Origin of the sequence: Micromonospora lacuserhaii (assembly GCF_036902735.1) — a bacterium.
Lineage (GTDB): Bacteria > Actinomycetota > Actinomycetes > Mycobacteriales > Micromonosporaceae > Micromonospora.
On the sequence record NZ_JBAKHO010000010.1, the window covers coordinates 41,862 to 54,037 of the forward strand.

Consider the following 12,176-nt stretch of genomic DNA (forward strand, 5'->3'; position numbering starts at 1 on the left):
CGAGGCAGGGGACGATCTTCGGCCGCACCCGTCGCGGACACGCCGAGGGGCGCCGGTCAGGTCGACCGACGCCCCTCGCGGACCGGGCACCAGCGGCTCAGCCGAAGCGGCCGGTGATGTAGTCCTCGGTCTTCTTCACGCTCGGGTTGCTGAAGATCTTCTGGGTGTTGTCGTACTCGATCAGCCGGCCCGGGTCGCCGGTCTTCTCGATGGAGAAGAACGCGGTCCGGTCGGAGACCCGGGCCGCCTGCTGCATGTTGTGGGTCACGATGATGATCGTGAACTTGTCCTTGAGCTGGAACATCAGGTCCTCGATGGCCAGCGTGGAGATCGGGTCCAGCGCCGAGCAGGGCTCGTCCATCAGCACCACCTGCGGCTCGACCGCGATGGTGCGGGCGATGCAGAGCCGCTGCTGCTGACCGCCGGAGAGGCCGGCGCCCGGCTTGCCGAGGCGGTCCTTCACCTCGTCCCAGAGATTCGCCGAGCGGAGCGCCTTCTCGGCGGCCTCCTCCAGGATCGACTTCTTCCGGACCCCGTTGAGCTTCAGGCCGGCCACCACGTTGTCGAAGATCGACATGGTGGGGAACGGGTTGGGGCGCTGGAAGACCATGCCGATCATCCGGCGGACGGCCGTGACGTCCACGTCCCGGTCGTAGACGTCCTGCTCGTCGATGGTCAGCCGACCCTCGACCCGGGCGCCCGGGAGCACCTCGTGCATCCGGTTGATCGACCGCAGGAAGGTCGACTTCCCGCAGCCCGACGGGCCGATCAGGGCGGTGACCGTCTTCGGCTCGACGGTCAGGTTGATGTTCTCGATCGCCTTGAAGTTGCCGTAGTAGGCGCTGACGTTCGAGGCTTCGACGCGCTTGGCCATGGTGGTGGTACCTCCGGTGATCATCGGCTCAGCCGGTTGCGGCGGGCGAGCAGCTTCGCCGCGATCGTCAGGATCAGGACGAGGGCGACTAGGGTGAGGGCGGCGGTCCAGGCCCGGGCCGGGGAGTACTTCGACGCGTCGCCCGCCTGCTGGTAGACGAAGAGCGCCAGCGAGGACTGGTTGTCCTCGAACGGGTTGGCGTTGATGGCGGCGGTGCCGCCGGCGACCAGCAGGACCGGCGCGGTCTCGCCGGCCGCCCGGGCGATGGCCAGCATCACCCCGGTGACGATGCCGGGCAGCGCGGTGGGCAGGACCACCCGCATGATGGTCTTCCACTTCGGCACCCCGAGGGCGTACGACCCCTCGCGCAGCGGCGCCGGCACCAGCCGGAGCATCTCCTCGGTGGAGCGGACCACCAGCGGCAGCATCAGCACGCTCAGCGCCAGGGCGGCCGCGAAGCCGGAGTACCCGGGCTGGCCGGAGGCGGTCAGGTGGGGCGAGACGACCAGCACCCAGAACGCCAGCACGAAGAGGCCGGCGACGATCGACGGGATACCCGTCATCACGTCGACGAAGAACCGGATCGCGAAGGCGAACCGGCCCCGGCCGTACTCCACGACGTAGATGGCGCAGAGGATGCCGAGCGGCACCGTGATCAGGGCGGCGATGCCGACCTGCTCCAGCGTCCCGAGGATGGCGTGGTACGCGCCGCCCTCCGGGTCGCGCGGGCCGATGTTGTTCATCGAGGTGCCGAAGAAGTTGCCGTCGAGCCGCTCGGTGCCCTTGCTGACCAGCGTCCAGACCACCGAGATCAGCGGCAGCGCGGCGAGCACGAAGGCGGCGTGGATCAGCGAGCTCCAGGTGCGGTTGCGCGCCTGCCGGCGGCCCTCGACGGCCGTGCTGGCCGCGTGGACGCCGCCGAGGTGGAGCAGCAGGGCCACCACGACGACCAGGACGGGGCCGCCGATGCCGGTGCCGTAGACGATCGCCGCCGACAGGGCCAGCGCTCCGGCGGCGATGCCGAGGACGGCGAGCAGCGGAAGCCGCCGGCTCCGCAGCGTGAGCGGCTGCGCCGGCGGTCGGGTGCGGTGCGAGGTGATGGTGCTCATGCGGCGGACTCCGTGAACTCCCGGCGGCGGTAGATGATCGCCCGCGCCGTCATGTTGACGATCAGGGTGATGACGAAGAGCACCAGGCCGGAGGCGATGAGCGCGCCCCGCCCGACGTCGTTGGCCTCGCCGAACTTCACCGCGATGTTCGCGGCGATCGAGTTGCCGCCGTTCTCCAGGATGTTGAAGGAGATGTTGTAGATGAAGCTCAGGGTGAGCGCGAGGGCGATGGTCTCGCCGAGCGCCCGGCCCAGGCCGAGCATGACCGCGCCGATCACGCCGGGTCGGCCGTACGGCAGCACGGCGGTGCGGATCATCTCCCACTTGGTGGAGCCCAGCGCCAGCGCGGCCTCCTCGTTGGCGGTCGGCGTCTGCAGGAAGACCTCCCGGGACAGGGAGGTGACGATCGGCAGCACCATGATCGCCAGCACCAGCGCGCCCAGCAGGACCGAGCGGCCGAAGGGCCCCTCGCCGCCGAAGATCGGGATCCAGCCGAAGTACGTGTTGAGCCAGACCGACAGGTCGGTGACCGGCCCGACGAGGTAGTCCCGGCCCCAGAGGCCGAAGACGACGCTCGGCACGGCGGCCAGCAGGTCGACCAGGAAGCCCAGGGCGGTGCCGAGCCGGCGCGGCGCGTAGTGGGTGAGGAAGAGCGCGATGCCCAGCGCCACCGGCACGGCGATCAGCAGGGCGATGGTCGCCGACAGGACGGTGCCGAACGCGAGCGCCCCGATGCCGAACTTCGGCTCGGGGTCGTTGGGGAACCAGCCCTCGAAGCTGAAGAAGTTGACGGTGTTGGCCCGGAGGGCCGGCACCGCCTTGGTGACGAGGAAGGCCGCGATGGCCACGATGGTGATCAGCACCACCGAGCCGGCGGCCATGGTCAGCAGACGGAAGACGGTCTCGGCGCCGAACTTCTGCCGCCGGGGCAGCGCTCCGCCGCCGCCGATCGGGCCGCGCGAACCGCGGCTCGTCGGGGTGGCTGAGAAGTCGGCCGCAACCGCCGAACCGGCGGGTCGGGCGTGACGGTCTGTCACGCGCGACCCGCCGGTGCCGGCGTCGGCCGAGCGGGGTGGGGTGTCGCCCATCTGCTCGCTCGCTCCGTTACGAAGGGGTCAGGATCGGATCAGTTTCAGGAGAGCTTGCTGACGACGTCGGCGACCTTGGTGCGGACCGACTCCGGCAGCGGGGCGTAGCCCAGCTCGGTGAGCGCCTGCTGGCCCTCGGCGCTGGAGGTGTAGGTCAGGAAGCCCTTGACGGCCTTGGCCTTGTCGGCCGGCAGGCCCTTGGTGCAGACGACCTCGTAGGTCACCAGGACCACCGGGTAGGCGCCGGCCTCCTTGGTGGCGTAGTCGATCGACAGCGCGAGGTTGTCGCCCTGGCCGCTGACCTTGGCGCCCGCCACGGCCTTGCCGGCGTTCTCGGCGGTCAGCTCGGCGAACTCGCCGGCGCCATTCTGGATCTTGGCCACGCCCACGCCGGCGTTCTCGGCGAACGACCACTCGGTGTAGGTGATGGAGCCCGGGGTGCTCTTGACGAAGTTGGTGACGCCGTCCGAGCCCTTCTGGCCGGTGCCGCCCGGGGCCTTCCACTCCTTGGCGTTGCCGAAGGTCCAGTCGGCCTCGGAGGTCTTGGTCAGGAACTTGGTGAAGTTGTCGGTGGTGCCCGACGAGTCGTTGCGGTGCACCGTGGTGATCGTGGTGGACGGCAGCGTGGCGTTGGCGTTGTCGGCCTTGATCGCCGGGTCGTCCCACTTGGTGATCTTGCCGGCGAAGATCTTGGCGACGGTGGCCGGCTTGAGCTGGAGGCCCTCGACGCCCTGGAGGTTGTAGGCCACCGCGATCGGGCCGGTCACCATCGGCAGGTCGACGGCCTGGCCGCCGGCGCAGCGGGCGTCCGCCTTCGGCTTGGCGTCCTCCTTGAGGGCGGAGTCCGAGCCGGCGAAGTCGGCGGTGCCGGCGGTGAACGCCTCGATGCCCGCGCCCGAGCCGGTGCCCTCGTAGTTGATGGTCAGGCCGGAGCACTTCTGCTGGTAGGCCTTGATCCACTCGGCCATCGCGTTCTTCTGCGCGGTCGAGCCCTGCGCGTTCAGGGTGCCGGTGCCACAGTCGGCGGCAGCGGAGCCGGAGGCCGACGGGGTGGTGGGCTCGTTGTTGTCCGAGCCGCAAGCGCTGAGACCGAGCATTGCGGTAAGGGCGAGGCAGGCGATGGCGCCGTGCCGCTGGAGCTTCACCTGAGGGGTTTCCCTTCACGTCTTGAGGAGCCGACCGGTCGGTGGCTCCGGCGCCGGCCACTGACCGGCTGATACGAAGCTAGGAGGGCCAGGTGGCCGGTTCGCCGGTCGCAAATGAACGGAAGGTGAACACCCACGGCCGGACGCGTGGCCGCTGGCTGAGGGACGGTTGACCGTTAGGTGAACTGCCGTCCCGCTATAGCTATAAATCCGATTTATCCGGCCAGTCGTTATCGCGCCGGTACACTGCCGTTATCGCTGCGTGACCGGGTGGGGTGCCCTCAGGCGAGCCGGTCGACTGTTGCTGGGCCCGCGGCTCCCGCGCGTACCCCAGGAGGGACCGGCGTGTCGTCGGGCAGGTTCGGGCGGCGCGGCCCGGCCGGCGCGGGCAGCAGCGCACCGCGCGCGCCCGCGGGCGCATCCCCGGTCAGTCCAGCCGATAGTTCACGTGCCCGCACCAGCGAGCGAACCCGAGCCGCTCGTAGAGCGCCACCGCGCGGGTGTTCGACTCGTCGACGTAGAGCATCACCCGGTCCAGCTTCCGCTGGTCGCGAAGGTGGGCGAGGCCGGCGGTGGTGAGGACCTTGCCGAGGCCGCCGCGATGCGCGTCCGGGTCCACCCCCAGCACGTAGACCTCGCCGATCCGGGCCGAGCCGGGACGCTCGTGCACCTTGGTCCAGTGGAAGCCGAGCAGCCGGCCGGTCGAGGTCTCCTCGGCGAGCAGGAAGCCGGCCGGGTCGAACCACGGCTCGGCCAGGCGCACCCGCAGGTCGTCGGGGGTCCACCGGCCCTGCTCGGGGTGCTCGGCGAAGGCCCGGGTGTTGAGCGCGAGCCAGGCCGCGTCGTCCTCGCCGGGGCGGAATGCGCGCAGCGCCACCCCCTCCGGCAGCGGCTGGTCGGGCAGCGGGGCGGTCAACGACCGGCGCAGCTGCCAGAGCACCCGGGCCCGGGCGAAGCCCAGGTCGACCGCGAGGGCGGCGGCGGACGGGTGGTCGCCGTGCGCCCAGGCCCGCAGCGGTCCGGAGGCCGCCGCCAGCACCCCCCGGGCCAGCGCCCGGCCGGTGCCCCGCCGTCGGTACGCCGGGTGGACCGTCAGCTCGACCCCGATCCCGTCGGCCGGATCGGTGGTGTCCAGGTGGGCGTACCCGGTGAGGGTGCCGTCGGCGGCCCGCGCGGTCAGGTGCACGGCGGGCGCCTCCGGATCCCGCAACCGCAGCAGGGTGTGCTCGTCGAAGGGGTCCGCACCGTCGGCGTCGCCCGCGAGGCGGGCCAGGGCCACGGCCTCGGCCACCTCGGCCGGGGCGAGTCGGTCGGCCCGGGCCACCCGGTCGATCGTCGGTTCCGCGCTGCTCACCCCGTCACCGTAGCCGGATCCGTCGGGGCGGTCCGGGCGGCCGCTCAGGTCGCCCCGTCGGTCGGCAGGGCCTCCAGCCGGAACCGGCTGGTCAGGTCGGGCAGGATCCCGTGCAGCGCGTCGACGGTGCCCTGCCGGTCCCCGCCGGCGTCGTGCATCAGCACGATCGAGCCGGCGGCGGTGTCCCGGGTGACCGTCGCGGTGATCTTCGCGGGGCCCGGCGCCTTCCAGTCGTCCGGGTCGACGGTCCAGTGCAGCGGGGTCATCCCCAGCGCCTCGGCGACGGAGACGACCGGGTACGTCCATGCTCCGCCCGGCTGCCGGAAGTACACGATGTGCGCGTTCGGCACGGCGGCCCGGATCGCCTCGTTGGTCCGGAGCAGGTCGGCGCGGATCGCGTCGGGGGAGCGCTTGCCGAGCAGCACGTCGTGGTTCCACGAGTGGTTGCAGAGGGTGTGCCCGTCGGCCACGATCGCCTGGATCAGGTCGGGGTGGTCCCGGGCGTTCTCGCCGACCACGCAGAAGGTCGCCTTCACCTGGTACTGGCGCAGCGCCTCCAGCACCTGCGGGGTGTACTGCGGGTCCGGTCCGTCGTCGAAGGTCAGCGCGACGTCGGGCGAGCCGGTGCTGACCCGGGCGCCGAAGAGGGTGCTGTCCGCGCCCGCGGCCATCCGGCGCTCCTCGGCCTGTTGACCGGTGGACGGGGTGTCGGGATTCTCCGGCGTGGGGGTCGTAACACCGTCGTGCCGGGTGCCGTGCTCGGGCGCCTGGTCGGCGTACTCGGCACCGTGGACGCCGGTGGCGACGCCGCCTCGGGAGCCGGGCGGGTCGGGCACCAGGCTGCGACCGAGCGCGTACGCGGAGCCGAGCAGGGCGGCGACCACCAGCGTGACGATGCCCACGGCGCGGCCGGTCGACCCGGCGCGCATCAGTGCCACCGTCCGAGCGGACCGCCGAACCGACCCTTCGTCGCCCCCCTGGTCAGTGCACGCACCGTCGCCCCCTTCGCCCTGTTGCCCGCAGATCAGACTAGAGCCGGCAACAGGTGCAAAAAGGGCGTATCGGAAACAGTCGTTCGGTGGGGGTGGAGCCGGGACGGGTGGCGTCAGACCGGCAGCGGGGCGTGCTCCGACTCGGGCAGCGACCGCGACGGCGGGACCACGAACTTGTAGCCCACCTGGCGGACCGTGCCGATCATCGACTCGTACTCCGAGCCGAGCTTGGCCCGCAGCCGCCGGACGTGCACGTCCACTGTGCGGGTGCCGCCGAAGTAGTCGTAGCCCCAGACCTCGCGGAGCAGCTGGTCCCGGGTGAAGACCCGACCGGGGTGCTGGGCCAGGAACTTCAGCAGCTCGAACTCCTTGTAGGTGAGGTCGAGCGGCCGGCCCTTCAGCTTCGCCGCGTAGGTGTCCGGGTCGATGGTCAGCTCGCCGGCCCGGATCGAGCCGCCCGCCCCGGCGGTGGCGTTGCTCAGCCGGCCGACCGCGAGCCGCAGCCGGGCCTCCACCTCGGCCGGCCCGGCGCCGGCCAGGATCACGTCGTCCACGCCCCAGTCGGCGTTCAGCGCGATCAGGCCGGCCTCGGTGACCACCGCCACCAGCGGCACGCCCAGGCCGGTGGCGTGCAGCATCCGGCAGGTCGCCCGGGCCTCGCTCAGCTCGGAACGGGCGTCGACCAGCACGGCGTCCGGGCTCGGCCCGGAGACCAGCGTGCGGACGTCGCGGGGCGCCGTGCGGACCGAGTGCGGCAGCAGGTCGAGCGCCGGCAGCACTGCCGATGGCTCACCTGCGCGCGCAGTCACCAGCAACAGGATCTCCACACGATCACCTCCGTCCCGGCGGCGCGGGGCCGCTGGCGACCAGCGGCACGAGCCCTGGGATCGGGCGTGGCGCTGAGAACTTGCGTGGGTCCCGGCGTCGCTGACGGGCGGGTAACGGCTTGAGCGTAACTGATCGCCCAGCTGAGGCCCGGGCGTCCTTTCCCGTTTGCCTGTTCTGTCCACGAACGCTCCGCAGGTTTTAACGTTGCCGAAACCGTGACCTCCGCCGGAGCGCCCTGGTCTGGCACGATCGGGGCGTGTTTCCCTCGAACTCGCCCGAGACCGGTCGCGACCGGTGGGCCGACGACGCGCACCCGGCCCCGGCCGGCCCCTCCCGCGGCTACCCGCCGGGTCCGCGTACCGGCCCGCCCGACGACGGTGAGCAGCGGCGCGAGCGCGGCGGGCCACGCCGGGCCCGCAAGGGCGGCTCGCCCCGCCGGCCGGACGACGAGCCCGAGGAGCCGGAGGAGGAGCCGGTCGAGCCGGTCGAGATCCGCAAGCCGCTCGCGCTCACCGTCGCGGGCTTCGCCGCGCTGCTCGGCGTCGGCCTGGTGCTCGGCGCGCAGACCGCCGGCCCCGGGCACCGGCTGCCGTTCGCGTTCATCGTCTTCGGCGTCCAGCTGCTCTTCGTCCTCGCCTGGACGATGGCCATGCGCCCCCCGGCGCTGCTGCTCGTGGCGGTGGTCAGCGCCGTGGTCGCGGCGGTCGCCGACACCGCCGCCGTCCAGTCGGACATCGCCGGCCTGGCCCCGCTGGGCTACGCCGCCGCGGGCGGCTTCGTCCTCGGCGTGCTCGGCCAACTGGTCCGCCGGGTCGACCGGATACGGGTGACCGACTCGCTCGGCAGCACCCTGCTGATCGTGGTCGGCGTGGTCGCCTTCGCCACCCTGATCACGCTGAGCCGGATCCCGGCCGGCACCCAGGCGATCACCGTCTGCCTGGTCGCCAGCGGCGTGGCCATCACCGTGGCCCGGCTCACCGACGCGGTCCTGCCCTGGCCCCGGCTGGCCCCCCAGGTGCCCAGGGGCGCGGCCGGCGTCGTCGGCGGGGCGATGATCGGCACGTTGACCAGCGCCGTGCTCGGCAGCTACCTGGTCGGCTTCACGCCGACCAGCGCGGCGGTGATCGGCCTGGTCACCGCGGCCACCGCCGTGCTGGCCGACCTCGCCGTCGGGTACGCCGAGGCGGGCCGGCTGATGGCCGGCGAGCCGCCCACCCTGTGGATCGCCCGGCACCTGCAGGGTCCGCTCGGCGGTTTCGCGCTCGCCGCGCCGGCCGCGTACGCGATGTGCGTGCTCTTCCTCTGACGGCACGGTTGAGCGTTCCGGCGCTCGGGTAGTAGCGGTGCGCCGTACCGTGTCGTTGGCCAGGAGCCGGTGACGTGGACACCCGACGGCGACGAGACACAGGAGGCGGCGTGGCTGAGGCGTACCCGGCGTACGAGGAGCGTCCCCGGCGGCGCGGGCGAAATCTGCTCGTCGCGCTGGTCGTGCTGCTGCTGGTCCTGGCCGGCCTGCTCGTGGTGGCCGACCGGGTGGCGGCCGGCGTGGCCGAGCGGGCCATCGCCGACCAGGTGAAGCAGGAGGTCGCCAAGCAGAACGCGCAGTCCTCCGCGCCGAAGGTGGACGTCGGCGGCTTCCCCTTCCTCACCCAGGTCCTCGACGGCAGGTACGAGCGGATCTCCATCGTGCTGACCGACGTGCAGGGCTCGGTGCAGGGCGACGCGGTGAGCCTGCCGCGGCTCGACGTGGACGCGCGCAACGTGCGGGCCTCGCTCGACACGCTCCGGTCCGGCCAGGGCGACGTGGTCGCGGAGTCGGTCCACGGCACCGGCACGGTCACCTACGACAGCCTGGCGAAGCTGCTGGACCGGCCGGGCCTGAAGCTCGGCGAGCAGAACGGCAAGCTGGCGGTGACCGCCCCGCTGGACGTCCTCGGGCAGCAGCTCACCGTCACCGGCACGGCCGACGTGACGGTCGCCGACAACGGCAAGGTGTCGCTGCGCTTCAACGACCTGAACGCCGAAGGGCTGCCCGCGGTGCCGCTGGCCCGGACGCTGCTGAGCAACTACGCCCAGGGCATCTCGGTCGACGTGCCCCTGCCGGAACTGCCGTTCCAGCTCAACGTCCGCAAGGTCGAGCCGAAGCCGGAGGGGCTGATGGTCACGGCCGACGCGAAGGACGTACCCATCAACTCGGCCGGCTGACCCGGTCCCCGCGTCCGGCCCGGCTCCGGCCGGGCCGTCGGCGTTCCCGGGGCGCGTCCCGGATGCTGGTCGGTCCGGTGGCAGGCGCGAAGGCGGCTGGTAATGTCCGTGCTCATGGGGACGCACCTCACCAAACGGCGCGCGGTCGACCTGTGCCGCGTGGCCACCTGCCTGTGTCGCTCCGTCATCTGACGGCGGGGCTGTCTCCGGCCGCCTAGCGGCCAACCGGCTTCAGGGTCCACGTACCCTCCCGGTGCTCTCCCACCGAAACGCCCGGCAGCGGCGCCGTCGCACGAACCCGTGATCCGTTCCTCTATGGGTCCCGCGCGTGGTGCGACAATCACCAATCTCGATCCACCCGCGCTGGCTCACCATCCATCCTCACCAGGGAGTGATCTGATGAGTCGCGACACCGCACTCGTCTCGGCCGAATGGGCCGAGAAGAACATCGACGCCCCGGGCGTCGTCTTCGTCGAGGTCGACGAGGACACGTCGGCCTACGACACCGGCCACATCGCCGGTGCCATCAAGCTCGACTGGAAGACCGACCTCCAGGACCCGGTCCGCCGGGACTTCGTCAACAAGGCCCAGTTCGAGGCGCTCCTCTCCGAGCGCGGCATCGGCAACGAGGACGCCGTGATCCTCTACGGCGGCAACAACAACTGGTTCGCCGCGTACGCGTACTGGTACTTCAAGCTCTACGGCCACCGGGACGTCAAGCTGCTCGACGGCGGCCGCAAGAAGTGGGAGCTGGACGCCCGCCCGCTGGTCACCGACAAGGTGGAGCGCCCGAGGACGCAGTACGTCGCGCAGGAGCCGGACACCTCGATCCGGGCCTTCCGCGACGAGGTGGTCGACGCGATCGGCACCAAGAACCTGGTCGACGTGCGCAGCCCCGACGAGTACGCCGGCCGGCTGCTCGCCCCCGCCCACCTGCCGCAGGAGCAGGCCCAGCGCGCCGGTCACGTGCCCACCGCGATCAGCGTTCCGTGGTCCCGGGCGGCCAACGAGGACGGCACCTTCAAGTCCGACGACGAGCTGCGCAAGATCTACGCCGACGCCGGGCTGGACGACGGTCGGGAGACCATCGCCTACTGCCGGATCGGCGAGCGTTCCTCGCACACCTGGTTCGTGCTGCAGGAGCTGCTCGGCCACCAGAACGTGAAGAACTACGACGGCTCCTGGACCGAGTACGGCTCGCTGGTCGGCGTGCCGGTGGCGCTCGGCGACACGCCCGGCGAAGCCGGGCCGGCCAGCACGGTGGGGAAGGCGTGATCACCATGACTGCTGTCACCACCGCCGCGGGCTGCGCCGCTCCGGACCAGGCCGCGCCGCTGCCGGCCAGCCTGGACCTGGAGAAGGAGACCGTCATCACCGGCCTGGTCAAGGCCGAGTCCGGCGAGGCCGTGCCGGGCGCGTACGTGCGCCTGCTCGACTCGACCGGTGAGTTCACCGCCGAGGTGGTCACCTCGCCGGCCGGCCAGTTCCGGTTCTTCGCCGCGCCGGGCAGTTGGACGCTGCGGGCGCTGTCCCGGCACGGCAACGGTGACACCGCCGTGACCGCCGGACGGGGCATCAACGAGGTTTCCGTCACCGTCGCCTGACCCACGCTCTGATCGGCCCGGGGCCGGTCACCCCGCCGGGGTGACCGGCCCCGACCGCGTGCGGTGGCGCCGGCCACCGCGGACGGCGCGGCGGACGGCGCGTGACACGATGAGCGGGTGAGTACCGTCCAGGCGGGGTGGGCCCCGCCGAGTGGTCCGCCGGAGCCGGCGCCGAAGCGGCCCTGGCTGCGCTGGCTGCTGGCCGTGACCGTGGCGTGGGGGCTGCTGCTCGCCGGGCTGACCTGGTGGTCGGTCCGGCACGACCCGCCGACCGTCCGCGAGCAGCGCACCCTCGCCCAGGCCGTGCCGGTGCTCAACCGGGCAATGGGTCAGCTGGTCACCGCGGTCGGCGACGGCGCCTGGGCGCTGACGCCGGAGACGGTCGAGCGGGGCTGCCGGGTCACCCCGATGGCCGACGGCGTGTCGCTGAGCCGGGGTCTGGACGTGCTGGTTCCCGCAGGCGGGGAGCGGGCGCTGCTGGAGCGGGTCGCGGACCGCCTTCCCGCCGGCTGGCGGGCCGGTGTCCGGACCAGCACGGACGGCCCCCGGCTCCGGGCCGACGCCGGCGAGTTCGTGGCCGTCGAGGGGCGGGTGGTCAGCGGCGGTCGGGTCCGGCTCTCCGCCGACACCGGATGCCGCCGGGCCGACGTCGAGATCGGCACGCTGCTGCCGGGGTACCCGGGGGAGCAGGCCCTGGACGAGGCGCTGCGCGCCCTCGCCCGGTCGGCCACCGGCCCCACCGAGCGGGCCGGCGCCACCTGCCCGGGGGGCGGCGCCGCCCGGACCGTCACCGTCCCGGCCGGCCCCGCGCCGGTGTCGCTGGCCGCGCTCCGGCCGCTGGCCGCCGGCGCACCGGTGGTCGACACCCCCGAGGTGTACGCCTACCGGCGCGGCCCGGTCGTCGTACTGGCCGACGCGACCGGTGAGCAGCTCCGGCTGAGCGCCTCCACCGGCTGCGCCGGCTGACCGGAGCCCGC

13 protein-coding genes are annotated in these 12,176 nt (G+C 72.6%); 6 read left to right on the top strand and 7 right to left on the bottom strand.

The window, feature by feature from the left end; all coding sequences use genetic code 11:
* Positions 1-97: 97 nt before the first annotated feature.
* From pstB to V6U81_RS09635, 7 genes are all read right to left on the bottom strand, one after another.
* Positions 98-874 carry a phosphate ABC transporter ATP-binding protein PstB gene (pstB, locus tag V6U81_RS09605; protein WP_334487150.1) on the bottom strand — a complete coding sequence of 259 codons (777 nt, stop codon included), beginning with the start codon at positions 872-874 and terminating at the stop codon, positions 98-100.
* A 20-nt stretch (positions 875-894) separates the two neighbouring features.
* Positions 895-1,983: a phosphate ABC transporter permease PstA gene (gene pstA / locus V6U81_RS09610; RefSeq protein ID WP_334486896.1), complete on the bottom strand. Its 1,089-nt coding sequence runs from the start codon at positions 1,981-1,983 to the stop codon at positions 895-897.
* Entirely contained in the window at positions 1,980-3,071 is a 1,092-nt protein-coding gene (pstC, locus tag V6U81_RS09615) for a phosphate ABC transporter permease subunit PstC (RefSeq protein WP_334486898.1), read from the bottom strand. The genes pstA and pstC overlap by 4 nt, the downstream gene beginning before the upstream one ends.
* Positions 3,072-3,115: 44 nt before the next feature.
* Complete coding sequence (gene pstS, locus V6U81_RS09620; RefSeq protein WP_334486901.1) at positions 3,116-4,216, bottom strand: phosphate ABC transporter substrate-binding protein PstS; 1,101 nt, start codon at positions 4,214-4,216, stop codon at positions 3,116-3,118.
* Positions 4,217-4,643: 427 nt separating this feature from the next.
* Positions 4,644-5,570, bottom strand: coding sequence for a mycothiol synthase (gene mshD / locus V6U81_RS09625; protein WP_334486903.1), 927 nt, complete (start codon positions 5,568-5,570; stop codon positions 4,644-4,646).
* A 44-nt stretch (positions 5,571-5,614) separates the two neighbouring features.
* Positions 5,615-6,499, bottom strand: coding sequence for a polysaccharide deacetylase family protein (locus tag V6U81_RS09630; protein ID WP_334487153.1), 885 nt, complete (start codon positions 6,497-6,499; stop codon positions 5,615-5,617).
* A gap of 176 nt (positions 6,500-6,675) precedes the next feature.
* Positions 6,676-7,389 (bottom strand): winged helix-turn-helix transcriptional regulator, encoded by a 714-nt coding sequence (locus V6U81_RS09635; RefSeq protein ID WP_334486906.1) that lies wholly within the window; start codon positions 7,387-7,389, stop codon positions 6,676-6,678.
* 257 nt (positions 7,390-7,646) lie between these two features.
* On the opposite strand from V6U81_RS09635, the gene V6U81_RS09640 reads away from it, so the two are divergent.
* The 6 genes from V6U81_RS09640 (at position 7,647) to V6U81_RS09665 (ending at position 12,165) form a co-directional block, all read left to right on the top strand.
* Positions 7,647-8,696, top strand: a complete 1,050-nt coding sequence (locus V6U81_RS09640) for a hypothetical protein (protein WP_334486909.1) — start codon at positions 7,647-7,649, stop codon at positions 8,694-8,696.
* A 110-nt stretch (positions 8,697-8,806) separates the two neighbouring features.
* Complete coding sequence (locus V6U81_RS09645; RefSeq protein WP_334486911.1) at positions 8,807-9,595, top strand: LmeA family phospholipid-binding protein; 789 nt, start codon at positions 8,807-8,809, stop codon at positions 9,593-9,595.
* Between the two features lie 114 nt (positions 9,596-9,709).
* Positions 9,710-9,787, top strand: a complete 78-nt coding sequence (locus tag V6U81_RS09650; RefSeq protein ID WP_323135737.1) for an Ms5788A family Cys-rich leader peptide — start codon at positions 9,710-9,712, stop codon at positions 9,785-9,787.
* Positions 9,788-9,994: 207 nt separating this feature from the next.
* A complete protein-coding gene (locus V6U81_RS09655) occupies positions 9,995-10,870 on the top strand; it encodes a sulfurtransferase (RefSeq protein WP_334486913.1) in 876 nt (291 codons plus the stop codon).
* Between the two features lie 5 nt (positions 10,871-10,875).
* The gene (locus tag V6U81_RS09660; RefSeq protein ID WP_334486915.1) at positions 10,876-11,199 is read left to right on the top strand and encodes a DUF1416 domain-containing protein; all 324 of its coding nucleotides are present in this window, start codon (positions 10,876-10,878) and stop codon (positions 11,197-11,199) included.
* A 117-nt stretch (positions 11,200-11,316) separates the two neighbouring features.
* The gene (locus V6U81_RS09665) at positions 11,317-12,165 is read left to right on the top strand and encodes a hypothetical protein (protein WP_334486916.1); all 849 of its coding nucleotides are present in this window, start codon (positions 11,317-11,319) and stop codon (positions 12,163-12,165) included.
* Positions 12,166-12,176 lie beyond the last annotated feature (11 nt).

Coding starts and splice junctions, on each gene's coding strand:
- pstB (WP_334487150.1), bottom strand. CDS start 874: ATGGCCAAGCGCGTCGAAGCCTCGAACGTCAGCGCCTACTACGGCAAC.
- pstA (WP_334486896.1), bottom strand. CDS start 1,983: ATGAGCACCATCACCTCGCACCGCACCCGACCGCCGGCGCAGCCGCTC.
- pstC (WP_334486898.1), bottom strand. CDS start 3,071: ATGGGCGACACCCCACCCCGCTCGGCCGACGCCGGCACCGGCGGGTCG.
- V6U81_RS09630 (WP_334487153.1), bottom strand. CDS start 6,499: ATGCGCGCCGGGTCGACCGGCCGCGCCGTGGGCATCGTCACGCTGGTG.
- V6U81_RS09650 (WP_323135737.1), top strand. CDS start 9,710: ATGGGGACGCACCTCACCAAACGGCGCGCGGTCGACCTGTGCCGCGTG.
- V6U81_RS09655 (WP_334486913.1), top strand. CDS start 9,995: ATGAGTCGCGACACCGCACTCGTCTCGGCCGAATGGGCCGAGAAGAAC.
- V6U81_RS09660 (WP_334486915.1), top strand. CDS start 10,876: ATGACTGCTGTCACCACCGCCGCGGGCTGCGCCGCTCCGGACCAGGCC.